Genomic DNA, 22,948 nt, shown 5'->3' on the forward strand with positions numbered 1-22,948 from the left:
ACTTGTCATTGGCCGGCAGCACGGCTTTCAGTAGAGCAGTAGATTAACCCAGAATAACAGGATTAACGCATGGATATTACGGAACTGCTGGCTTTTAGCGTAAAACAGGGTTCGTCAGATTTGCACCTTTCAGGTGGTCTGCCCCCGATGATCAGGATCGATGGTGATATGCGGCGGGTGAATCTCCCGCCCATGCAGCACAAGGAGGTCCACCAGTTAATCTACGACATCATGAACGACAAACAGCGCCGCGATTATGAAGAGTTTCTGGAGACAGATTTCTCGTTTGAGGTGCCTGGTGTCGCTCGCTTCCGGGTCAATGCGTTTAATCAAAACAGGGGGGCTGCGGGGGTATTTCGTACCATTCCCTCCCGGGTGCTGACGCTGGAGGATCTGGGGCTGGGACAGGTGTTCCGCAATCTCGCAATGCTGCCACGGGGACTGGTACTGGTCACTGGGCCGACGGGCTCGGGCAAGTCCACGACGCTGGCTGCAATGATGGATTACGTCAATGAGAACCGCTATCAGCACATCCTCACCATTGAAGACCCCATCGAATTTGTTCACGAAAGTAAAAAGTGTCTGGTTAACCAACGGGAAGTCCACCGAGACACCCACGGCTTCAGCGAGGCACTACGGTCTGCTCTGCGAGAAGATCCCGATATTATTCTGGTGGGCGAAATGCGTGATCTGGAGACGATTCGGCTCGCGTTGACGGCAGCGGAAACCGGCCACCTTGTGTTTGGCACACTCCATACTACCTCGGCAGCAAAAACCATCGACCGTATTGTGGATGTGTTTCCGGCGGCTGAAAAATCCATGGTGCGGGCCATGCTGTCCGAATCACTGCAGGCGGTCATTTCGCAAACGCTGATGAAAAAGATTGGCGGCGGTCGTATCGCTTCTCACGAAATCATGATTGGCACACCCGCAATCCGCAATCTGATTCGCGAGGAAAAAATTGCCCAGATGTACTCCGCCATACAGACAGGAGCATCACACGGCATGCAAACCATGGATCAGAATCTACACAGGCTGGTAGCCCAGAAAGTAATCACCCGCGAGACAGCCCGCGAAAAAGCCAAAATACCGGATGAGTTCTAGTTTGATTTGCCGGTGTTAACTGCCTGAGCTGTTGGAAAAGACAGCATTTGAGTTGCGGAGAATATAATGGATTTTGATGTACTACTTAAGTTGATGGTGGAAAAAGGGGCTTCAGACCTGTTTATTACTGCCGCTGTAGCTCCCAGTATCAAGATCAACGGCACGATTGTACCGGTGGGCAAAACGCCGCTGTCGCCAGAACAGTCTCATCAAGTGGTTGAAAGTATCATGGATGAGAAGCAGCGGCTTGAGTTTCGTGAAAAGAAAGAACTCAATTTTGCCATTGGCCGCCAAGGGGTGGGTCGTTTCAGGGTTAGTGCCTTCTTCCAGCGCAACGAAGCGGGCATGGTGCTCCGTCGGATTGAAACTATTATCCCCACAGTGGAAGAGCTGTTATTGCCACCAATTTTGAATGATCTGGTGATGACCAAGCGCGGTATCATTATCTTTGTGGGTGCTACCGGTACCGGTAAGTCCACTTCCCTGGCGGCAATGGTTGGCCATCGCAATCGCAATAGTCGTGGTCATATTATTACCGTTGAGGATCCTATCGAGTTCGTACACCGCCATGAAAGCTGCATTGTTACCCAGCGGGAAGTTGGCATCGATACGGAGTCTTTTGAGGTTGCTTTGCGCAATACCCTTCGCCAGGCACCGGATGTAATTCTGATCGGCGAGATACGGACCCGTGAGACGATGGAGCATGCGATTACCTTTGCCGAAACCGGTCACCTGGTACTGGCCACCCTGCACGCCAACAATGCCAACCAGGCACTGGACAGAATCCTGCACTTTTTTCCTGCTGAGCGTCACGGCCAGTTATGGATGGATTTGTCGCTCAATATGCGGGCTCTGATTGCCCAGCAACTGATCCCTCTGGCCGATGGTAGTGGCCGCCGCGCCGCCATTGAAATCCTGATTAACACACCGTTGGTGGGTGATCTGATCCGCAAGGGTGAGGTTCACAAGCTGAAAGAGTTGATGACGCGCTCCACCGAACAGGGAATGCAGACCTTTGATCAGGCGCTTTATGCCCTTTATGACGAAGGTTTGATCACCTATGAGGATGCCATGACCTACGCTGATTCGAAGAATGATTTGCGCCTGCTCATTAAACTCCAGTCAGAAACCGATGCCAGTTACCTGTCCAATGCTGCTGACGAGTTGCAGGTAGAGGAAGATAGCAATGACCATATCAATCGTTTCTGACTTGTATCAGGGTGCCTGTGCCAGTGACGGGTCTGACAACCAGGTATTGAGTATGATCACGGCGGCCAGATCATCCACGAGTGATTGCTGATAACTGCCCGTGCGTCGTATGGCGTGATTTTTTGACTGTCCCCTAGCTTCAAACGTTGAAAGACGCTCATCTACCATGGCGACTTTCAGGCCAAAGCGACCATTGAGCCGCCGGGCAAATTTTCTTGCTCGCTGGCAAAATGCACTCTCTGAACCGTCCATGTTCAGGGGCAGACCTACCAGCAACTGATCCGGCTGCCACTCAGCCAGCAGTCCGGCAATCTGCTCCCAGTTGGGAATACCGTCGCGAGCTTTGAGCACCGTCAGTGGGTTGGCGCTACCGGTTAGACTCTGACCCACCGCAACACCAATCTGGCCGGTACCAAAATCAAACGCTAACAGCGTGACGGGCTTTTCTGACATAGCGTTTGAGTCAGGCGTGTCCGGCATCAGTGCTCAGCATGTTCAGGTCAATCCCGATCTTTGCCGCTGCTGCCGAGGCTCGCCGTTCAAAGGGCGTATTAAAGAGTATGTCGGCATCGCCCGGGACAGTGAGCCAAGCGTTGTGGGCCAGCTCTTCCTCGAGTTGGCCCGGCCCCCAGCCCGCATACCCCAGGGTGATAATCAGTTCGCTTGGACCTCGTTCGATGGCGATATCCGAGATGATATCCCGTGAAGCGGTAAGGCTGACTTCACCGGAAATAGTTCGGGTAGACTCCCACTGCCTTTCGCCTGCGCGGTGTAGTACAAAACCTCGTTCAATTTGCACGGGCCCCCCGGACAACAGGGGCTGGGTGCCGATGTGTGGTGAATACCCCAGCTCAAACTGTTCAAAAATCTGGCTGATCGGTACATCCAGTGGGTTATTGATGACCAGTCCCATGGCGCCGTCGGGACCGTGCTCACAAACGTAAATGACGGCATGAGAGAAATTGGGGTCGTGAAGGCCCGGCATGGCCACCAGGAAATGGTTGCTCAGGCTTTCGAAATGGTGATTGGAAGATATTGAACCCATATTAGGATTATGGGTGCACTGCGACAGAAAACAAGTAAAGGTAGTGCTTTATTGTAATGATAGCGTCACTGGGTGTTGAGCCGGTGCCCGGGCTCAAATTGCCAGGTGCGAATAATTTCCAGTTTGTCCCACTGTTTCATCTCTGGCGGAAAAGGCGCAAACGGGGATGCCATGCGTACGGTTCTTACTGCTGCGAGATCCAGCACTCTCTGTCCTGAACTGAGCAGAATTTCAATTTTTTCCACTGTGCCGTCTGGCAATAGTGTTACCGCCAGCCGGAGGTCGCCAAAAATTGCCTTGCGACGGGCTTCTTCCGGGTAATGGTTATTGCCGATGACTTCGATACGATCAATCCAGTACTGGAGGTAGGCGGCATACTCAGCGGCTTTGGTGCTGGCGGAGGTGACCCGCAAGACATTGGGCAGCGTGCTGTATTCACGCTTTTTTTCATCCAGCTTTGCCTGCAGGCTGGCAAATTCCGGTGTCATGGCAGGCGGTGATTGCACGGCAGTATCGCCCTCTTTGGCTTCACGAGCCGTTTCTGTCGGTGCGCTTTCACCACGGGTGGTCGATATCAGGGTGACCGCGTCCCGAGGTGTCTGTTGCCGCTGTTGTTCGGGTGGAGATGCCGGGGACTGCTGTTGTTGGGCGCTGAGCTCCGGGCGCTGATCCGTAGTAAGTATGTCCATCTCCTGCTCTTTGCCGCTGCCCTGTTGCTGTTGTTGGGCGAGGAAGTCCGGCGTTTCGTCGATAATTTCATGGTGATGTTGGGCCAGAGTTACTTCCAGAGTGGGGGCCGGTGATTGTTGTTGCTGGAGTTTAAAGCCGATACCAAAAATAATCATGGCGTGGATGGCCACAGCCAGGAAGATAGAAAACCCCAACCGATCGGATTGGTGCTCTGGTTGAATTTCCGGTATGGCGACAGGCATCAGACCAGTCTTGCCTCAATCGCATCCATCAGTTTGCCGCCAATATCTGTAGATTCAGCCCGGTCAATTTCTCGTGCACAGGTGGGGCTGGTGACATTGATTTCCGTCAGATAATCGCCGATCACATCCAGACCGGCAAACAAAATGGCTCTCTCCCGCAGCACGGGACCAACCTGTGCTGCAATCCACTGATCTCTTTCGGTGAGCGGTTGCACAACGCCCCTGCCGCCCACTGCCAGGTTGCCTCTGATGTCTCCTTCAGGTGGGATTCTGGCAAGGGAAAAGGGTATCGGCACACCATCCACCATCAGGATGCGCTTGTCACCCTGGCGGATCTCGGGAATGAATTTCTGTGCCATGATGGTGCGATTGCCATTCATGGTCAGTGTCTCGATGATGACGTTGATATTCGGGTCATCGGCACGAACCTGAAATACGGCGGTGCCGCCCATGCCGTCCAGGGGTTTATACACCACATTGTTGTGAGTCTTGTGAAATTGCTTGAGCATCACTGCATCGCGGCTGACCAGCAGAGGGGGCGCACATTGAGGAAACAGCGTGGCAAATACTTTTTCGTTGCAGTCTCTCAACCCCTGGGGTTTATTGACGACCAGTACGCCGCGCTTTTCCGCCGCTTCCAGCAGGTAAGTGGAGTAGATGTACTCGCTGTCGAATGGCGGGTCCTTGCGCATCAATATCACATTCAGTTCTGACAGGGGCCGCCGTTGGGGCTCACCCAGCGAGAACCAGTCCAACAGATCATCTCTGACCCTGAGGGGGGTCATTCTTGCACTGGGCTCACCGTTTTCCAGCGCAAGGTCAGACTGCTCCATCAGCATGAGCTGCCAGCCACGCTTCTGGGCCGCGAGCAATAGCACCAGTGTGGTATCTTTTTTCGGGTTGATGCTATCGATGGCATCCATGACCACGCCGAGTGTCCTCGTCATAATTGTTACCTGTGTCACGCTATCAGGGTGGGCATGTTCTTTATGATAGCCATGCGGGTTTGCGATTCATGGCAGTAACTTAAGGCCAGTGCCATGTCAGCGCAATACCTGATGTTAAAAATGGTGCCCGGTGGCCAATCCCAACAGGCGGTTATAGATAAAACCTCATGATTGTGTTACATAAGTCCATCCAGGTGGCACGGACTTGTGGGAATCAAAAATTGGGACAAAGAACAATGGAAGAGCAATTAAACGGCCTTAAAGTGATGGTCATTGATGATAGCAATACCATCCGCCGTACAGCGGAAACGCTGCTCAGCAAAGCTGGGTGCGAGGTGATTACAGCTATTGACGGTTTTGACTCGCTTTCCAAAATTGCCGATACCAAGCCTGATATCATTTTTGTCGATATCATGATGCCGCGACTGGATGGCTATCAGACCTGTGCCCTGATCAAAAATAACAGCCACTTTAAATTTACACCCGTCATTATGCTGTCGAGCAAGGATGGCTTGTTTGACAAGGCAAAAGGGCGGATTGTGGGGGCTGATGATTACCTCACCAAGCCATTCAGCAAAGCTGAGCTATTTGAGGCGCTGGAGAGATTTGCTCCCCGAGCAACTGCCCCGGATTCAACAGCGGAACAAACTACCGATATCCCGGATGGGGGCGCGTATGGCGAGAGTACTGATCATTGATGATTCGCCCACTGAGACACATCGACTCACTGGCATGCTGGAAAAAAATGGCTATGAGGTGCTGGCGGCCGATAGTGGCGAAGCCGGTTATAGCATGGCCCTGAGAGAGCAACCGGATGCTGTTTTGATGGATATTGTGTTGCCCGGAGTCAATGGTTTTCAGGCGACCCGCCAGTTGAGCAAGGCCAGCGAGACGGAGCATATTCCCGTGATCATTGTTACCACCAAGGACCAGGAAACCGATAAGGTCTGGGGTATGCGCCAGGGTGCCAAGGCGTATCTCACCAAACCAGTCAATGAAAAAGATCTCATCAGCATTCTGAAGGAAGTAATCAGTTGAATACTGGTCGCTAGAGAGCCATGGTCAGTTCACCGTTCAATACGCTCCTATCCCTGTCGCAGCGGTTTAATAGTGCGAAACGCGGATTGCCAGCGCAGCAGGATATCGTTCCCGCCTGCAAGGTGGTGTGCTTTTCCATTCTCGGCATTAACCTGGTGGTTGCATTGGAAGAACTCACCGAAATTGTTGAATTGCCGCAATACACCCGACTGCCCAGGGTGAAACGCTGGGTATTGGGGATAGCAAACCTGCGGGGAAGATTGTTGCCTATCGTCAAGCTGTCGGCGTTCCTGGGTGACAAATTATCTGGTTCGGCAAAGCAGCAGCGGGTAATGGTGATTGATATGATGGGCATGTTTGTTGGTCTGACAGTTGACCGTGTTTATGGCATGCGTCATTTCAAGATAGATACATATACCAGAAACCTGAATGATATCCCCGACAGGCTCGCGCCCTACGCAGACGGGGGTTTTGTCCAGCCGGATGGCACCTGGATTTTGCTGCGTCCCAGCCAGTTGCTGGCAGACCGGCGTTTTACCGAAGTGGCGGCCTAGCTGGTCGCCCAGAAAAATTTGTGCGGGTCTGCCAAGGGTAGCCGCAACACAGGCTTGGAGTGATATTCAAATGAAAACGGCGGTCAACAAATCCAAAAATAAGTCTCTGATCACCTTTTTGTCGGTGTTGTTGGTGGTGGTCGTTTTTCTCGGCTTCAACCTGTTGATGGTCTTCAATCAAAATGCCAGGGATCAGGAAAGTTTGCAGCTAACGTCAGAGTTGCGGGCGCTGTCCTACCGGCTCGTCAGTTTGTCCCGGGAGTCAACTGCGGGCAACGAGGGAGCATTTGATGAGCTGCAGGGTTTGGTTGATCGCATGCAGGAGAGCTGGGGTAAACTGCATGGCAACCTGGTGGATGAGGTGGCTGCTCCTCCACTGGATGCGCTTTCGGAAGTGTGGATAACTGCCCAGCAAAATGCCCGTACGATTATCGACAATCAGGATACCGTCATCTTCCTCAACAAGGTCGCTGCGACCCTGAATCAAAGCCTGCCGCAGCTCCAACAGGAGCATATGGACGTGGTGGATATTCTGCTGGCCGGCAGAGCGCCCTCCGAACAGGTGGCACTTGCACAGGCGCAAATCTGGCGCGCAGAGAGAATTGGCCGTAATGTGGACAAAATGCTGGCCGGTAGTGCCGATGCAAAAACTGCCGCTGACCAGTTCTCCCGCGATGTGAAAATGTTTGGGCAAGTGCTGGCGGGTATGAAGAATGGTGATGCCGAACTGGGTATCAGCCCTGTTACTGTCCCTCGTGCAAGGGAGAACCTGGACAGCAGTACAGAACATTTTGCGTTTGTCAGCAGTTCCATCCAGGAAATTTTTGATGCTACCCCGGCGTTCTTCAGCGCCAGCCAGGCAAGCAAGAGCATCCTTGACGAGTCACCTCTCCTGCAGGAGCGAATCAACAATATCTCCGATGCGATCGCCGCACTGCCGCAGAGCCGTAGTTTTACGTATCAAACAGCACTGTACGCCGGTGTCATCGGTGTGATTATCATGGCGTTAATGGGTGTACTGATCTCGGCGGAAACCCGCCGCCGGCTTCAGGAAACGGCGATGGACAACAAGCAGAATCAGCAGGCAATTCTGCGTCTGCTGGATGAGATCGCCGGCCTTGGTGAGGGCGACCTTACCAGTCATGCCACAGTCACCGAGGATTTTACCGGTGCGATTGCAGACTCGATCAACTATGCCATCGACCAGCTGAGGATCCTGGTGGCTCAGATACAGGATACCTCTGAAAACGTCTCGGCCGCGGCCAATGAAACCCGGGCTACGGCGCTGCAGCTGGCTGACGCTTCCGAACATCAGGCGCAGGAAATTGCCGGAGCCTCGGCAGCCATCAACGAAATGGCCGTCACTATTGATCAGGTTTCGGCAAACTCTGCCGAATCTGCCTTGGTGGCGGAAAAATCGGTTTCGATTGCCAAGAAAGGTGCCGAAGTCGTACAGAATACCATCGGTGGCATGGATACGATTCGTGAGCAAATCCAGGATACGTCCAAGCGCATCAAGCGACTGGGGGAGAGCTCACAGGAAATTGGTGACATCGTGTCACTAATTAATGACATTGCCGACCAGACCAATATTCTCGCACTAAACGCTGCTATACAGGCCTCGATGGCTGGTGATGCGGGACGCGGCTTCGCAGTGGTTGCCGACGAAGTCCAGCGTCTTGCCGAACGTTCTGCAGGGGCAACCAAGCAGATCGCCTCGCTGGTGAAAACCATTCAGACCGACACCAATGAAGCTGTCAGTTCCATGGAGCAAACGACCTCCGAGGTGGTAAGGGGGGCGGAGCGGGCCCATGCTGCGGAGGGTGCCCTGGAGGAAATCGAAACCGTCTCGGCCGATCTTGCGGAGCTCATTCAGGATATCTCCACGGCGGCCAAGCATCAGGCCACGACTGCCGGGCACATTTCCAGAACGATGAATGTGATCCAGGATATTACCTCTCAGACCCTTTCCGGTACCAATAATACGGCCCAGTCCATTGGTGAATTGGCGGAACTGGCCGTTGACCTGAGAAATTCGGTCTCCGGATTCAAATTGCCTGCCTCCATGGAACGCCATCATCCCCACCAGGAACCAAAGCAGGTCGGGGATTTTAATGAATATGCTTTCGGCGATGATGTCCTTTTCGAGGATGTTGCTGAAGATGAGTTTCTCGATCATATCGGCGAAGATGAGCCCGCTGATGGGGTTGGCGACCCCGAGGACAGTGCTGCAGACAAAGCGTCTGCCCCGGTCCGCCAGCCCATGCGTGCTTCGAGCTTAAGTGAGGATGAAGCCGATGAAATAGAAAAGGCGATGTATAAAGATCAAACGTCCTCGCCTGCAACGACCCGACCAGTAGATGACAGTGAGCGCTTATCAAGCGCCGACGATAATGGCAGCTATGATGAAGAGGAAATTCTAAAGTCACTGCAGTCAGATGATGGTGATATGGACTTCGACCACCTGGCCAGGGAACTGGATGAAGATGAAGATTTCTCTGCAGAATGGGAAGAGCATACCGGTGATCAGGCGGGCAGCAAGGAGAAGGAAAAGCCATATTCTCCGGATAGTCAGGTCTGAGTGATGGCGGAATTTTCCGATGGACCCCGCCATGGAATTGACTGAGCGAAAATTCAGACATTGGTGCCGTTTGGTTGAATCACACAGCGGTATAGCAGTCAGTGATTGCTGGGCGGACTTTGCCCGTCGCCGAATGGTTGAACACCAGTCTTTTTCCCGGCAGCCCGAGGATAGCGGGGAGAGCCTGCAAGCTCTGGTGGATCGCCTGTTGATCAAGGAAACACGGTTTTTTCGTCATCCTCCTTCATTTAATTATGTGGCAAGTGTGCTATCGGGTGGTTCAGATGTTCCCGAGTCTGGTCCTCAATCGGAACCGCCGTCCGGGTTTAGTCTGTGGAGCGTCGGTTGTGCCAGTGGTGAGGAGGCTTATTCGCTGGCAATGCTTTCAGAGCAACTCTGTCAGGCAGGTAAATTATCTTCCCCGTTTCGCTTGTTGGCCACGGACCTGTCTCGGTCGGTTCTGGATATCGCCAGGCGCGGCGAATACCCGCGGAGCCGCCTGAGGCATCTCAATGCCATGCAGCACGCCTGGTTCGAATCAGCGGGTGATAAATTCCTGCGCGTCAGGGCGACCCTCAAAAAGCACATTGTTTTCGCCCGGCATAATCTGCTCGATTCTCTACCAGGCAAAACCTTCGATGTCATTTTCTGTCAGAACCTGCTGGTATATGTCGCACCAACACGCAGAAAAATGTTACTGGAGAAATTGGCGGGCGCCCTCAAACCGGCTGGTCGTCTGATTCTTGCTCCCGGTGAGTTTTTTGGCACGCCACCGAAAATGCTGCTACGGGACCGTTTTGATCCCGCTGTGCTCGCCTATCGGCGCTCTCCCAACCCGGCGCGGGGGCATTAAATGGCGCTGACCGGAAGATTGCAGGGGCTGACATGGCTTGCCGATGAGGTCGATGCCACCTTGAAGCTCGCCTGTGAGGCGTTAGAGTCTTTTTTGGCGGACTCAACTGATACCGCAAGTATTCGCCATTGTGTTGACTACATTCACCAGATAAAGGGATCCCTGAAAGTCGCTGACTGTTATGGCCCTTTGCTGTTGGCCGAGGAGATGGAGGTACTTGCTGACCGTATACTCGAGCGGCGAATAACGGCTGTGGCCGATGGTTGTGATGTCCTGGTTCAGGCCATGCTGAAGCTGCCGAATTATCTGCGACAGGTGATGGCTACCCGTCGGGACAACCCGGAGTCATTACTGCTTCTGCTAAATGAGTTTCGGGCGGTCAGAGGTGAACCGTTGATCTCGGAAACTTCTTTCTTCTCGCCCCATATTGAAGCATCCCGGCGGCTCAGCAAACCGTATGACCGTCAACCTGACCCGGTGGTCATGGCCAACCTGCTGCGCAAATTACGGCAAATGTATCAGTACGCGCTACTGGGGTTGCTCAAAGGGGAAAAAATTGAGGAAAACTTCAGCTACCTGGACAAGGTCTTCTCACGGCTCAAGGAGCTGAGCAAGGGGATGCCACGGGAACCACTGTGGAATGTCGTACTGGCACTGCTTGAAGGCATCGCCGGCCGGGATATTCCGCTTGGCTATGCCCTGAAGATGTTATTGAGAGAGCTGGAGGGTGAAATCCGTCGACTGGCGCAGGCGGGCTATGACGGGTTAACTCAGCCACTGCCAGAGGTACTGTTTAAAAACCTGTTGTTTTATATCGCCTTTGCCCGCAGCAAGGGCCCCAGAGCTATTGCAGTCCGGGAGGATTACCGTCTTGATCAGTCACTGCCCAGCGATGTCACCATAGAGGATACCGAAGACGGTCTATCACCTGTTTACGCACCCGATGCCGCCCGGCTGATTGTGTCGGCGCTGGATCAGGACATTGAGCAGTTTAAGGAATGTCTGTCCCGGTTGGTCGAGGAAAGTGATACTCGACCGGCACTGCTTGATGAATCCGGAAATCAGCTGAAAAAACTGGTTGATGCCGTGACCATGTTGGGTCGGCCAAGGCAGCGCGAGTTGCTGGAGGAGGCTCTAGCTCAGCTGCAACTGTTTATTGCTGACCCGTCGGTGGACTCTCCACATCCAGCGGCCGTGGCCAATTGTCTGGTGGAGGCGCAAACCGGTTTGCATGGCTGGTTGGAGCTCAACAAGCAGCTGATTGAGGGTGGTGCTGCCGGTCAGGAGATGCAGGTTGAAGTGAACCGTGCCCAGGCGGCATTGCTGGCAGAGGCCAGGCATACGCTCGATCAGGTCAAAGAGATCATTGTCGATTTTATTGCCTCGCAATGGCGGCGGGACAAGCTTGATGGGCTATCCCAGCTGGTTGCGGATGTGCGGGGGGCGCTCTTGATGCTCGAGCTACCCCGAGCAGTGACGGTTCTCGATGCCTGCAACCGATTTCTCGATGAACAGGTGTTGTCTGCCCGGAGTGTGCCCAACTGGAATATGCTTGATGCCCTGGCTGAGGCAATCACCGGCATCGAATACTATCTGGAAGTGCTCGATCAGCAGGACCGAGAAGCAGAGCAATCCATTCTCGATTTGGCCGAACAGAGTATTGCCCGCCTTGGTTACTCGCTTGATGCGGGGAGGGGCACTCACCATGATGCCGATGTTGAGCCCTTGACTGAACACCTGCCTTCAGGGGCGTCACAGGATGATGGGCAGCCAGAAGCTGATGCGGTCGACCGGGAAATCATTGATGTTTTTCTGGAAGAAGTGACTGAGGTGCTGGCGACGCTCGACGATACCTATCAACAATGGGTTGATTCACCCAACGCAGAGCAGCCGGTGATTGAGATGCGCCGGGCCTTCCATACCCTCAAGGGGGGTGGGCGCATGGTGGGTGCAGATCAGGTCGCCGGCATAGCCTGGGCGGTCGAGCATCTGCTTAACCGATTGATTGAAAAAAGAGTAGCCATTACCCCGACCCTGATGGCGGTTGTCGGACTGACCAAGGATGTGCTGCCTGATCTGGCCGAAGCCTTTTCTGAACAAACTGATTACAGCCGCCCCGAGTATGTTGCCCAGCTGGTAATTGCAGCAGAGGCGCTGGCCAGGGGTGAAGAAACGGCCCTGCCCGATAGCGTTGATGATTGTCACGACAGTGACGCAAAGGAACCTTCCCCGGCAATGGTGGGTGACAATGCGGTTGCGGTTGCGGTTGCGGTTGCGGTTGCGGTTGCGGGTGCAGGTGCAGGTGCAGGTGCAGTGCCGGACGTTGATGGCGATCATCCGTTGGTGCCGAACGCAAAAGATCTTGAGTTACTGGAAATCTTTGCCGAAGAGGCAGTGGAATATCTCGATGTAATCAAACATTTTGTGCTGGAGCAGCGTCAGCAGGCCCCGGTTTATTCTCCGCCCACCAGTGCACTGCAGAGCGCCCTGCACACACTGAAGGGCAGTGCCCGAATGGCCGGGATTGAACCCATTGGCGACCTTGTCGCGCCACTGGAACATTTTATCAAGGAACTGTACAACTATCATCTCGAAGTGACAGACGATATTGTCAACCTGCTTGATGATGGCGCGAGTTATTGCGCACTGTCACTCTCGTCTGTCCATGAGTTGCAGCGGGTGGAAAGTATTCCTGAGCTCCCCGTGTTTCTCGAGCAGCTGGCGGCACTGCGCGAGCAAACCATGTCCGCTATTCTCAGTGATGAGACAAGACCATCCCTAAAGGTTGATCCCGATTTCCTCAATCTGCTGATGACCGATGGCATGCAGCGCCTGCTTGACGCAGACCAGTACCTCAGGCAATGGCAGGATCAACCCGAGGAATTCAGTTTGCTGACAGGTTTGCAGGATGAGCTGGAAGGGTTGGCCCCTGCGGCTGGTCGTGCGGGAATGCCGGGTATGCAGGAGCTGGCAGCAGCATTGAGTCAGTTCTATCGACGGCTCGTGGAGATGCGTCGATCCCCTTCTGATGAACTTCTGGATACTGCAGCCGAGGGGCATGAGCTGTTGTTGTCGATGGTGGATGCCGTGGCCGCCAATCAGGACTTGCCGAACCCCCAAAATGCCTTGCTACAGCGGTTGGAGTCCCTGTCTCGTCCAACAGAGGCAGAGGTGCATGTACCGGGTCAGTCATCCCCGGCAGAGGCCGGTGATTTATCCTCTGCGGTGGCCTCCGATGAGGAAATGCCTGGGGTAACCTCACCAGAACCAGAACCAGAACCAGAACCAGAACCAGAACCAGAACCAGAACCAGAACCAGAACCAGAACCAGAACCAGAACCAGAACCAGAACCAGAACCAGAACCAGGGGTGGATTCTGTCTCACCTGTAGTGGTCCCTGTTGAGTCAGATGTCGCTGAAAGCAGGGACCTCCCGGCGCTGGAAATTGTGCCGCTTGATCGTGAAAAGATCGATCTGGAAATTCTTGAGATCTTTATCGAAGAGGCCAATGAGCTGCTGGAAGACATTGATCGCTGTCTGCAGGACTGGCAACAGGATTGGCAGAGTCGTGAGGCAGTGGAGTCACTCAAGCGATCGCTACACACGCTCAAGGGCGGTGCCAGAATGGCCGGGCTGCAGCAGCTAGGTGAGTTGAGCCATGATTTTGAAACCGACATCCTCGACGTCGAACATCAGCGCGATCAGCTGGACGAGGGGATGTTCAGCCGGTGGCTGCATAAGCAGGATCAGCTCCAGTCGGCACTGGTGGCAGCCAAAGTATTGCTCGGCAATGACAGTGAGGGTGCGCCACCGGCTGAACCGGTAGTCGAGCTGGTAGAGAAGACGGTTGTCGTGGGGGAATCACCCGGGATCAGTCAAATTCCTGCCCAGCTACGGGCCAGTCTCACTGAAATACCCGGCATTACTCCTCCTCAGCGCCCAGCGGCTGCATCCACGGAAATGGTCAAAGTGTCAGCCCCGCTACTGGAGAGTCTGGTGAATCTGGCCGGTGAAACCAGTATCTCACGGGGCCGGGTAGAGCGTGAGATCAGTGATTTTTCGGTTACGCTCGATGAAATGGGTTCCACCATCACCCGCCTCCGTGATCAGGTTCGGCGTATTGGCGTCGAAACAGAAGCGCACATGATGTTCCGGCAGGAACAAATGGAGGCGATGCAACCTCCGGAGGGTTTTGACTCACTTGAAATGGACCGTTATTCCCAATTACAGCAACTGTCACAGGCGTTGCTGGAGTCCGCGTACGATATTCAGGATCTGAAGGAAACGTTGGCGGACAAGGCCAGGTCTGCCGAGGGGCAGCTGTTGATTCAGTCGCGTATCAACACGGATCTTCAGGAGCGGTTGATGCGTACCCGGATGGTGCCGTTCAGCCGGATTGTGCCCAGGTTGCGCCGGATGGTCAGGCAGGTCAGTGATGAGGTGGGGAAGAAAGTTGAACTGCAGTTGATCAACATAGACGGTGAGATGGACCGCTCTGTCATGGAGCAGATGCTGGCCCCACTGGAACATATGATTCGCAATTCCATTGACCACGGGATTGAGTCTGCAGCAGACCGCCTTGCTGCCGGAAAACCGGAAACCGGGGTGATTTCTGTGGGATTGGCCAGAGAGGCCGGCGATATTCTCCTGCTGTTGTCCGATGACGGCCGGGGGCTTAATGTCGAAGCCATTCGCCATCGGGCGATTGAGCAGGGTTTGATTCCCGAGGACAGTCCACTGGATGATCAGGACGTCATCGAGTTTATTTTTCAGCCGGGATTTTCCACATCGAACAAAGTAACCCAGGTTTCCGGTCGCGGTGTGGGCATGGACGTGGTCAACAGCCAGGTACGCGAACTGGGAGGATCTGTGCAGGTCGTCACCGACCCCGGCAAGGGTACCCGATTTATTGTACGTTTGCCGTTTACAGTGTCGGTCAACAGAGCGCTGATGATTGAGATGGGTAACGATTTGTATGCGCTTTCCCTGAGTAGCGTGGATGGTGTCGTCCGAGTCAGCCCGGTGGAGCTTGAATACTACTATCTCTATCCTGAGGCACGTCTCGAATATGCTGGCGAGTACTATGAAGTACTCTATCTGGATAGCCTTTTACACCATCGCTCAACCCCGAAACTGGATATGGAAAGCCAGTCGGTATTCCTGATTCTGGTGCATACTGAAACCCGCCATTTCGCCATACAGGTAGATGGACTGGCGGGTAGCATGGAAATTGTGGTGAAAAGTCTTGGTATACAGCTGAGCAAAGTGCCGGGGTTGACGGGTGCCACGGTGATGGGGGATGGGCGGGTTGTGGTCATTCTGGATCTGTTGGCGCTGTTGCGCAGCCGCTTGATGACCACATCTGTCGCAGACAGTGAAGAAATCGGTGAGCCCGAGACATCGTCTCCTGTTGCCACTGTAATGGTCGTGGATGATTCTGTGACGGTGCGCAAAGTGACCAGCCGGTTTTTGCTTCGGGAAGGCTTTTCCGTGATTACTGCGAGAGATGGCCTTGAGGCGATGACCTTGCTTCAGGAGCACAGGCCGGATCTTATGCTGCTGGATATCGAAATGCCGCGTATGGATGGCTTTGAAGTGGCGCGTCGAGTCAAGGGCAGCAGCGAGCTGAAACAAATACCGATTATCATGATTACCTCAAGGTCGGGTAAAAAGCATCGGGAAAGGGCTTTCTCCCTGGGTGTCGAGCACTACATGGGCAAGCCCTATCAGGAGCAGGAGCTATTGAAAGCCATGGCCGCTCTCATGCCCGTAGCAACCGAATCAGGAGAATAATTGTGCTGTTTTCTATCCGGATAATAGGCGTGCCTACGGGAGTATTTGCCCCAGAAAAAGCTATAACTGTTGAGGAGGGCAAGCGGTGAGCAAACCGGTTGTCGATAACCCGTTGTTGGCCGATGAGGTGGATAGCCTGCTTGTGTCGCTCAGCGGTCACCGCCTGCTGCTTCCCATGGCGGCGGTTGCCGAGATCGTGCAGCAGGTTGACTGTCAACGGGACGACCAACAACCCCCCTGGTTGCAGGGCTGGATAAGCTGGCGAACAGAACGTATTCCACTGATTTCCTTTGAATCACTGGTTGGGGGCGAGCGGGCGATGTTGGGTGACCGGGCGATGGCGCTGGTGTTATACCGCATACTGCCGGACGGTCTGAGCCAATTTTATGCCCTGCAAATCCAGAATTTTCCGCACTTGATCAGGTTAGCAGACGATGGCCTGCTGCAGCAGGCTTCCCTGCCGGAGCTGCCACCCTGTGTTCTGATGATGGTTAATGTCAGAGAGCAGCAGGCATTGATCCCCGATCTGGATAAAATTGAACTGCTGCTCACAAAAGTGCTTTAGCAGCAGGCGGGGTATTGTGTCCCGTTTTCAGGTGTTTTAGTTCTGACCGTCACGCAGCATCGGGCCCTGTCCGCGCCCTTTGCCCCGGGCAGATGAGCAAATCCTTACTATGCGTACCTCTGGTGCTGGTGGTAGAGTAGATAAATTCGGTGTTCCCTCCCTGCCTCCAAGTGACTTTTTCGAGGGTCCAATAGTGTCCAAAGAGCGTAAAAGAACGGTTGCCGAAAAGCACGAGGAGCTTCTGGCCAAAGCAATTGAGATGACAGTATCACTCAATCCGCTGGTTGGCGTCAGTACGGAGGACCTCAAGACGGCCGTCAAGAAAACAGTTAAGCAAACGGCGGCACAGCCTTCCAAGGTGTTGCGCTACAGCAAGCGGTTCGCCGGCAAGGTGACAGATATTCTCAAAGGCACGGACAAGTACGAAGGTCACAAGAATGACCGGCGTTTTGCTGATCCTTCCTGGGATGAAAACAAGCTTTATCACAAGCTCAAGCAGGCCTATTTTGCCTGGGAGGAGTCATTGGATGAACTGGTGGATGACCTTGGCCTGGAGGGAATGGAAGAGCGACGGGCCCGTTTCGTCAAAGAGATGCTGATCACGTCCATGGCTCCCACCAACTTCCTGTTGGGTAATCCAAAAGCACTCAGAAAAGCGATTGAAACCCGCGGCAGCAGTTTGCTGAAAGGGCTGAAGAACTATGCTCACGACCTGAAAGACAACAACGGTATGCCTGCCCAGGTGGATAAAAGCCAATTTCGGGTGGGTGGTAATCTGGCGACGACAGAGGGTGTTGTCGTTTTTCGCAATGAGATACTGGAGCTGATCCAATACAAGCCGCGTACTGCCCGGGTGTTTCGCAGGCCGCTACTGATCATCCCTCCCCAGATCAACAAGTTTTACATCTACGATCTGAATGAGGAAAAAAGCTTTTTTCGCTTTTGCCTCGACCAGGGATTTCAGGTATTTGCGATCAGCTGGAGAAACCCTTCGGAGGAACAGGCACACTGGGGGATGCCTGAATACATAGAGGCAGCCATCGAAGCTGTCGATGCCATCCTCGCAATCACCCGGAGTCAATCTCTCAACGTGGTCGGGGCTTGTGCTGGCGGTATCACGGCTTCAATTCTGTCCTCCTACCTCAAGCAGTCTGGCCGCGATCTGGTGCATTCCCTGAGTCTGTCTGTCTGTATGCTCAGCATGAACTCCCGGGAAATGGAGCTGGGGGTCTTCACTACGCCGGCATCCCTACAGGCTGCGCGGCTCAAATCGCGGGAAAGGGGGATTCTGGAGGGTGCTGAACTCGGCCGGGTGTTCAGCTGGATGCGCCCCAATGATCTGGTCTGGAATTATCACATCAACAACTATTTGATGGGTGAGGCGCCGCCGGCCTTTGATATCCTTTTCTGGAACAGCGATTCAACCAATTTGCCTGCAGAGCTCCACTGTGACTTCCTGGATATTTATGAGCACAATACCTTGGAAGCCGGAGAGATGAAAATCAATGGCGTGACCATTGATTTGGCCGCGCTGGATTGCGACAAGTATGTAACTGCCGGGTTATCCGACCATATTACGCCCTGGAAAGTCTGCTACAAGACCACCCGGATTGTTGGGGGAAATATCAAGTTTGTGCTCAGTTCCAGTGGTCATATTCAGAGTCTGGTCAATCCCCCCACCAATATCAGAGCGCGTTACTTCAGTAATGAAAGCCTGCCAGATAATGCCGATGAGTGGCTCGAGGGGGCTGAACAGTTTGCGGGTTCCTGGTGGACCGACTGGTCCGACTGGCTTCGGGCCCGCTCCGGGGTGCGAAAAGCTGCACCGAAGGTGTTGGGCAGCAGGCACTTCAAACCCATGGAGGATGCCCCCGGCACTTATGTCTTCGGCTGAAAACATTGAGGAACATCTGGTGAGCGTGAAAACCAGCGGGTTACAGATCTACTGGTTGACGGTCATGGGGTTGAATGTCCGTGTTGCTATCAGGCGGGGCAGTGATGTTCGGAGTAAACCCCTGTTGTTACTGAACGGCATCGGTGCCAGTCTGGAGGTTCTGGAAGGTTTCATTGCGGCCATGCCGGGCTGTGAGGTGATTATTTTTGATGTTCCGGGGGCGGGGAAATCGGAGGCCCCCGTGTTGCCCTGGCGGTTGCATACCTATGCAAAGCTGACCGTAAAAATTCTCGATCAGTTGGGATATCGGCTGGTGGACGTGCTGGGGCTCTCCTGGGGTGGCACACTGGCCCAGCAATTTGCCCGCCAGTATCCCGAACGCTGCAGAAAGCTGGTGCTCTGTGCGACGAGTTGCGGTTCAGCAATGTTTCCGGGGCATCCATCCATCCTGGCAAAAATGATCAGTCCACGCCGCTATCTGGACAAAAAATACATGTCCCGTATCGCCGGTGATCTCTATGGCGGTAAAATGCGCACTGATCCGGCCCAGGTGGAAAAGCATGCTTCCCGGGTGCAGACTACCAGTTCGCGCGGTTACTATTATCAGTTGCTGGCGCTGGCGATATGGTCGAGCCTGCACTGGCTACACAAAATCACCATGCCAACCCTGATTGTTCATGGTGCCGATGACCCGATCATTCCACCGGTTAACGCGAAGGTTCTCGCCAGCCGCATCCCCAACGCCGAGCTGTGGCTGATGAACTGTGGCCATTTGTTCATGCTCACCATGCCGGATACGGTTGCCCCGGCGATCCGGGAATTTCTCGACCGATAGCACCGTCATTCCCCACTCTCACTGGAATGTTTTCATGATACAACCCATCAGTGGCCAGTCTGACTGGTTTGAAATTACCCAGGCCCAGATCAACCAGTTTGCCGATGCGACCCACGACCATCAGTACCTGCACGTGGATCAGCAGCGAGCCGCAGAAGGACCGTTTGGTAAAACCATTGCCCATGGCTTTCTCTACCTCTCCATGGTGCCCCATATGATGCTGGACGACCTGCTGGCCATTATTGGCGACGCGACAGTGATCAACTATGGGGTCAATGACCTGCGTTTTATTTCGCCGGTTCCGGTCGGCAGTCGCATTCGTCTCAACTGGCAGGTTTTATCCGACGAGCCAAAGGGCAAAAATCGGCTGTTGACCGTGGAGATTGGCATTGAAATCCAGGGAGTTGAAAAGCCTGCCATGGCTGCTGAGTGGTTGCTCTATATTCTATGATGTCAATCTGAGCCCGGCCGGGGCAGTGGTACTCCTCAGTCAATGCGCGGTAAACAGTTTGCCCCGAACGGTCTCGCGGTATTTCATCGGTGATGTGCCAAATTGACGATGAAATATTTTACTGAATGCCGCAGCATCCTGGTAACCGGAGTGGGCGGCCACTTCGGCTACAGACAGATTGGATTTCTGCAGTAACTCCCTGGCATTGTTGAGTCTGGTACGCTGCAGGTACTTCAGGGGCGTCTGGCCCAGTGCATTTTTGAAGCGGCGGTCAAACGTGCGCATACTGAAACCGAACTGTTTTGCTACGTCGCCAATCCTGATGGGCTTGCTGAAATTATCCTCAAACCAGATTTGTGCCTGTACCACCTGTTCATCGGGGTGGTGTTCCACATTGTCAGAGAAATAGCTGGTGGGCTCAAAGGAGCTGCGAATTTCGTGAAAGAAGTTGCGCTCCACCTGTGTGGCCGCCTGGCGACCGTACAATCTGGCCACCAGATGTACCATCAGCTCTGCCATGGCGTTGACGCTGGCTGCGCAGTAAAGATTGCCGGCCTGGGTTATGAAGTACTGTCTCTTCAGTGCTACCAGTGGGTAGTCGCGCTGAAACTGATCAAAATAATGCCAGTGGGTGGTGGCCGGTTGCTGATCCAGCAGGCCCGCCTCTGCCAGAAAGCACACGCCTGTGCCCACTGCGATGACGGTGGCGCCCTCCTTTACCTGATGTTGTAACCAGGGGATATAGTTGCTGTATTTTTTCAGGGCAGGCCGTGGGTTCCGCCACAGTGCGGGCAGGCTGATTATGTCGCAGTGGTCTATCTCGTCAATCGTCGCCGAGGGGCTAATGGCGAAGCCCGAGGGCGAGGTGATCGGCTGATCATCAATGGACAGGGTGGTCGCTACAATGCTGCGGGTGTTGTTGGGGTTAGCTGCCCGGTCTGCTGCCTCGGCAGTGCGCAGCATTTCCACCGGCAAGGTGGCGCTGGTAGTCAGCAAATTGTTGTAAAGCAGGGTGCAAACCCGCAGTGGTGGTGGTGGATTAATCGTTTCTTTGGCCATAATGGAAAAATATATGGCTATAACAGACAAAAATCAACCCGAAATGCCTGATAGACTGCATCTATAAATTCAACTGGATGTAGCTCAACATGCAAGCTTTACCTGTTATTGTCGGTTTTGGTGGCTACAACGCCGCTGGGCGAAGCTCTTCACACCAGGGTTTCCGCCGAACGGTAGTTGAGTCCCTGTCCCCCGTTGAGCGCAATAAGACACTGGTGGGTCTGGCCTGTCTTATGGGGTTGGTGAGATGGGATGGTAGTTCGTACCGTGACCAGTCCGGACAATCCTATGATGCGGCTGCCGTGGCCTCGACCTTTGCTGATCAGGTCATGGCTGGAACTCTGATCCGCCGCCTGGAAAACGCAATCTACAATCCAGAAGAAATCACTGGCCATAAACGTGTAAAAATGCAGCAACACGATGAAGGCGGTGTAAGGTTTACCCTGAGCCGCCGGGATATGCCGGCACAGATTCCCGGGCACTGGAACGTACGTCCTCTCGAAGACGGCAGTTTTGAAATACACTCTCGTGATACCGGAGAATTTCTGGTGCCGGTGCAGACCGAGCAACTGGCCAAGGCGGCCGGCCAGTTACCCTCCGGTTTTGATCCCGCAGCCCAGTACAGTTCGAGATTTCATCCGCGAGGGTTGCAACTGGCATTGCTGGGCGCCAGCGATGCGATTCACTCCGTCGGTGTCCCCTGGGAGCAGATAGTCGCCGCTGTTCACCCGGACGAAATTGGTGTCTATGGCTCCAGTGTGTTTGGACAGCTGGCCCCGGAGGGTTTTGGCGGATTATTGCAAAGTCGTTTGCGCAGTGAGCGCACCTCCTCCAAGCAGCTGGCTCTGGGACTCAATACCATGCCGGCAGATTTTATAAATGCCTATGTGCTGGGCAGTGTGGGGCATACCGAGGCGATTACGGGAGCCTGTGCCTCCTTTCTCTATGTGCTACAGGCGGCTGTGCGGGATATACGCAGTGGTCGGCGTCGTGTTGCGGTGGTGGGCAATGCCGAAGCCAGTCTGACACCTGAGATATTTGAAGGTTTTACCAATATGGGTGCGCTGGGCACCGACGAAGGGCTTTGCAAGCTCGACGGTTCCAGCCTGCCCGATTGGCGGCGAGCCAGTCGACCTTTCGGCGAAAACTGTGGTTTCACTCTGGCGGAGGGAGCGCAGTTTGTGGTGTTGATGGACGACGCGCTGGCTGTGGAGCTGGGTGCTGACATTCACGGAGCCGTGCCCGAGGTCTTTATCAATGCCGATGGCCTGAAAAAATCCATTTCCGCACCCGGTGCCGGCAATTATGTATCGTTTGCCAAGGCCGTTGCATCGGCAGTGGCAATCCTCGGTGAAGACACGGTTAAGCACAACAGCTTCATTCATGCCCACGGTTCCAGCACCCCTGCCAATCGCATTACTGAATCAGAAATTTTCAATCGGGTCGCTGCCGCTTTCGGGATCAGTGACTGGCCGGTGGCAGCGGTCAAGGCCTATGTTGGTCATACGATCGCTTCAGCCAGTGGCGATCAGTTGATGTCGGCGTTGGGCACGTTCAAATATCAGTTGATTCCGGGCATCAAAACAATTGACCGCGTTGCCGCCGACGTTTGCCAAACCCATACTTCGTTCCCTTTGCAGGACAGGGATGTCAAGGAGCGGGGCATGGATCTGGCGCTGATTAACTCCAAGGGTTTTGGTGGCAATAATGCAACGGCTGTGGTCATATCCCCCCGCAAGGTCGAGGATATGTTGAGCCGTCGTTATGGTGCGGCAATGACTGATTACCGTTCGCGCCTTGAGCAGACCCGCCAGCGGGCAACGGACTATGAGTTGCGGGCAGATCGGGCAGAGCTTGATGTGATTTACCGGTTTGGTGAACAAGTCATTGATGACAGCGCCATTCAGTTCAGCCGTGATGGGCTGACCATGCCGGGTTTTGCCAACGCAGTGATATTCGACAAGTCAAACCCCTGGGCAGACATGAGCTAGGGCCTGCATCACTATTTGCGATGCCCGATGGATAACGTGCTCATGACCGCGCTTAAAAGTTCATTCGGAATTTAAAGTCGTCTCCTTTAGAATGGCC

17 protein-coding genes and 1 pseudogene are annotated in these 22,948 nt (G+C 54.1%); 13 read left to right on the plus strand and 5 right to left on the minus strand.

Annotation, left to right across the window (positions count from 1 at the left end):
- The first annotated feature begins 69 nt into the window (after positions 1-69).
- Positions 70-1,104 (plus strand): type IV pilus twitching motility protein PilT, encoded by a 1,035-nt coding sequence (locus tag U740_RS03320; RefSeq protein WP_036858946.1) that lies wholly within the window; start codon positions 70-72, stop codon positions 1,102-1,104.
- Positions 1,105-1,170: 66 nt separating this feature from the next.
- Positions 1,171-2,313 carry a PilT/PilU family type 4a pilus ATPase gene (locus U740_RS03325; protein ID WP_036858948.1) on the plus strand — a complete coding sequence of 381 codons (1,143 nt, stop codon included), beginning with the start codon at positions 1,171-1,173 and terminating at the stop codon, positions 2,311-2,313.
- A 6-nt stretch (positions 2,314-2,319) separates the two neighbouring features.
- Here the strand turns inward: U740_RS03325 and ruvX are convergent, their stop codons facing one another.
- From ruvX to gshB, 4 genes are all read right to left on the minus strand, one after another.
- Positions 2,320-2,766, minus strand: a complete 447-nt coding sequence (gene ruvX / locus U740_RS03330) for a Holliday junction resolvase RuvX (RefSeq protein WP_036858949.1) — start codon at positions 2,764-2,766, stop codon at positions 2,320-2,322.
- 10 nt (positions 2,767-2,776) lie between these two features.
- Positions 2,777-3,358 (minus strand): YqgE/AlgH family protein, encoded by a 582-nt coding sequence (locus tag U740_RS03335; protein ID WP_051921169.1) that lies wholly within the window; start codon positions 3,356-3,358, stop codon positions 2,777-2,779.
- A 65-nt stretch (positions 3,359-3,423) separates the two neighbouring features.
- Positions 3,424-4,290, minus strand: coding sequence for an energy transducer TonB (locus tag U740_RS03340; protein ID WP_036858951.1), 867 nt, complete (start codon positions 4,288-4,290; stop codon positions 3,424-3,426).
- Entirely contained in the window at positions 4,290-5,237 is a 948-nt protein-coding gene (gene gshB, locus U740_RS03345; protein ID WP_036858953.1) for a glutathione synthase, read from the minus strand. Before gshB ends, U740_RS03340 begins: the two co-directional genes overlap by 1 nt.
- A 236-nt stretch (positions 5,238-5,473) precedes the next feature.
- Between gshB and pilG the strand changes: the two are divergent.
- From pilG to U740_RS03395, 10 genes and pseudogenes are all read left to right on the plus strand, one after another.
- Positions 5,474-5,863, plus strand: a pseudogene (pilG, locus tag U740_RS03350) (twitching motility response regulator PilG); the annotation flags it as partial.
- A 49-nt stretch (positions 5,864-5,912) separates the two neighbouring features.
- The gene (locus U740_RS03355) at positions 5,913-6,275 is read left to right on the plus strand and encodes a response regulator (protein ID WP_036858959.1); all 363 of its coding nucleotides are present in this window, start codon (positions 5,913-5,915) and stop codon (positions 6,273-6,275) included.
- Between the two features lie 20 nt (positions 6,276-6,295).
- Complete coding sequence (locus tag U740_RS03360) at positions 6,296-6,829, plus strand: chemotaxis protein CheW (RefSeq protein ID WP_036858964.1); 534 nt, start codon at positions 6,296-6,298, stop codon at positions 6,827-6,829.
- Positions 6,830-6,899: 70 nt separating this feature from the next.
- Positions 6,900-9,410, plus strand: coding sequence for a methyl-accepting chemotaxis protein (locus U740_RS03365; protein WP_051921170.1), 2,511 nt, complete (start codon positions 6,900-6,902; stop codon positions 9,408-9,410).
- A 31-nt stretch (positions 9,411-9,441) separates the two neighbouring features.
- Entirely contained in the window at positions 9,442-10,263 is an 822-nt protein-coding gene (locus U740_RS03370; RefSeq protein ID WP_160172036.1) for a CheR family methyltransferase, read from the plus strand.
- A complete protein-coding gene (locus U740_RS03375; protein ID WP_036858967.1) occupies positions 10,264-16,056 on the plus strand; it encodes a hybrid sensor histidine kinase/response regulator in 5,793 nt (1,930 codons plus the stop codon).
- Positions 16,057-16,141: 85 nt separating this feature from the next.
- Complete coding sequence (locus U740_RS03380) at positions 16,142-16,621, plus strand: chemotaxis protein CheW (RefSeq protein WP_051921172.1); 480 nt, start codon at positions 16,142-16,144, stop codon at positions 16,619-16,621.
- A gap of 193 nt (positions 16,622-16,814) precedes the next feature.
- Positions 16,815-18,515 (plus strand): PHA/PHB synthase family protein, encoded by a 1,701-nt coding sequence (locus U740_RS03385; protein ID WP_036858969.1) that lies wholly within the window; start codon positions 16,815-16,817, stop codon positions 18,513-18,515.
- Positions 18,516-18,534: 19 nt separating this feature from the next.
- Complete coding sequence (gene phaZ / locus U740_RS03390; protein WP_200877031.1) at positions 18,535-19,350, plus strand: poly(3-hydroxyalkanoate) depolymerase; 816 nt, start codon at positions 18,535-18,537, stop codon at positions 19,348-19,350.
- 34 nt (positions 19,351-19,384) lie between these two features.
- The gene (locus U740_RS03395) at positions 19,385-19,801 is read left to right on the plus strand and encodes a MaoC family dehydratase (RefSeq protein ID WP_051921173.1); all 417 of its coding nucleotides are present in this window, start codon (positions 19,385-19,387) and stop codon (positions 19,799-19,801) included.
- 39 nt (positions 19,802-19,840) lie between these two features.
- Here U740_RS03395 and U740_RS03400 read toward each other — a convergent pair whose 3' ends face one another.
- Positions 19,841-20,890 carry a GlxA family transcriptional regulator gene (locus U740_RS03400; RefSeq protein WP_235189807.1) on the minus strand — a complete coding sequence of 350 codons (1,050 nt, stop codon included), beginning with the start codon at positions 20,888-20,890 and terminating at the stop codon, positions 19,841-19,843.
- Between the two features lie 59 nt (positions 20,891-20,949).
- Here U740_RS03400 and U740_RS03405 point away from each other — a divergent pair, with 59 nt between their 5' ends.
- Entirely contained in the window at positions 20,950-22,851 is a 1,902-nt protein-coding gene (locus tag U740_RS03405) for a beta-ketoacyl synthase (protein WP_036858970.1), read from the plus strand.
- Positions 22,852-22,948 lie beyond the last annotated feature (97 nt).

The organism is Porticoccus hydrocarbonoclasticus MCTG13d (assembly GCF_000744735.1).
GTDB lineage: Bacteria > Pseudomonadota > Gammaproteobacteria > Pseudomonadales > Porticoccaceae > Porticoccus > Porticoccus hydrocarbonoclasticus.

What these genes read in the sequence shown, in the direction of transcription:
- U740_RS03360 (WP_036858964.1), top strand. Translation starts at nt 6,296, where the DNA reads ATGGTCAGTTCACCGTTCAATACGCTCCTATCCCTGTCGCAGCGGTTT.
- ruvX (WP_036858949.1), bottom strand. Translation starts at nt 2,766, where the DNA reads ATGTCAGAAAAGCCCGTCACGCTGTTAGCGTTTGATTTTGGTACCGGC.
- U740_RS03375 (WP_036858967.1), top strand. Translation starts at nt 10,264, where the DNA reads ATGGCGCTGACCGGAAGATTGCAGGGGCTGACATGGCTTGCCGATGAG.
- U740_RS03365 (WP_051921170.1), top strand. Translation starts at nt 6,900, where the DNA reads ATGAAAACGGCGGTCAACAAATCCAAAAATAAGTCTCTGATCACCTTT.
- U740_RS03355 (WP_036858959.1), top strand. Translation starts at nt 5,913, where the DNA reads ATGGCGAGAGTACTGATCATTGATGATTCGCCCACTGAGACACATCGA.
- U740_RS03335 (WP_051921169.1), bottom strand. Translation starts at nt 3,358, where the DNA reads ATGGGTTCAATATCTTCCAATCACCATTTCGAAAGCCTGAGCAACCAT.
- U740_RS03340 (WP_036858951.1), bottom strand. Translation starts at nt 4,290, where the DNA reads ATGCCTGTCGCCATACCGGAAATTCAACCAGAGCACCAATCCGATCGG.
- U740_RS03395 (WP_051921173.1), top strand. Translation starts at nt 19,385, where the DNA reads ATGATACAACCCATCAGTGGCCAGTCTGACTGGTTTGAAATTACCCAG.
- gshB (WP_036858953.1), bottom strand. Translation starts at nt 5,237, where the DNA reads ATGACGAGGACACTCGGCGTGGTCATGGATGCCATCGATAGCATCAAC.
- U740_RS03320 (WP_036858946.1), top strand. Translation starts at nt 70, where the DNA reads ATGGATATTACGGAACTGCTGGCTTTTAGCGTAAAACAGGGTTCGTCA.
- U740_RS03325 (WP_036858948.1), top strand. Translation starts at nt 1,171, where the DNA reads ATGGATTTTGATGTACTACTTAAGTTGATGGTGGAAAAAGGGGCTTCA.
- U740_RS03370 (WP_160172036.1), top strand. Translation starts at nt 9,442, where the DNA reads ATGGAATTGACTGAGCGAAAATTCAGACATTGGTGCCGTTTGGTTGAA.
- U740_RS03405 (WP_036858970.1), top strand. Translation starts at nt 20,950, where the DNA reads ATGCAAGCTTTACCTGTTATTGTCGGTTTTGGTGGCTACAACGCCGCT.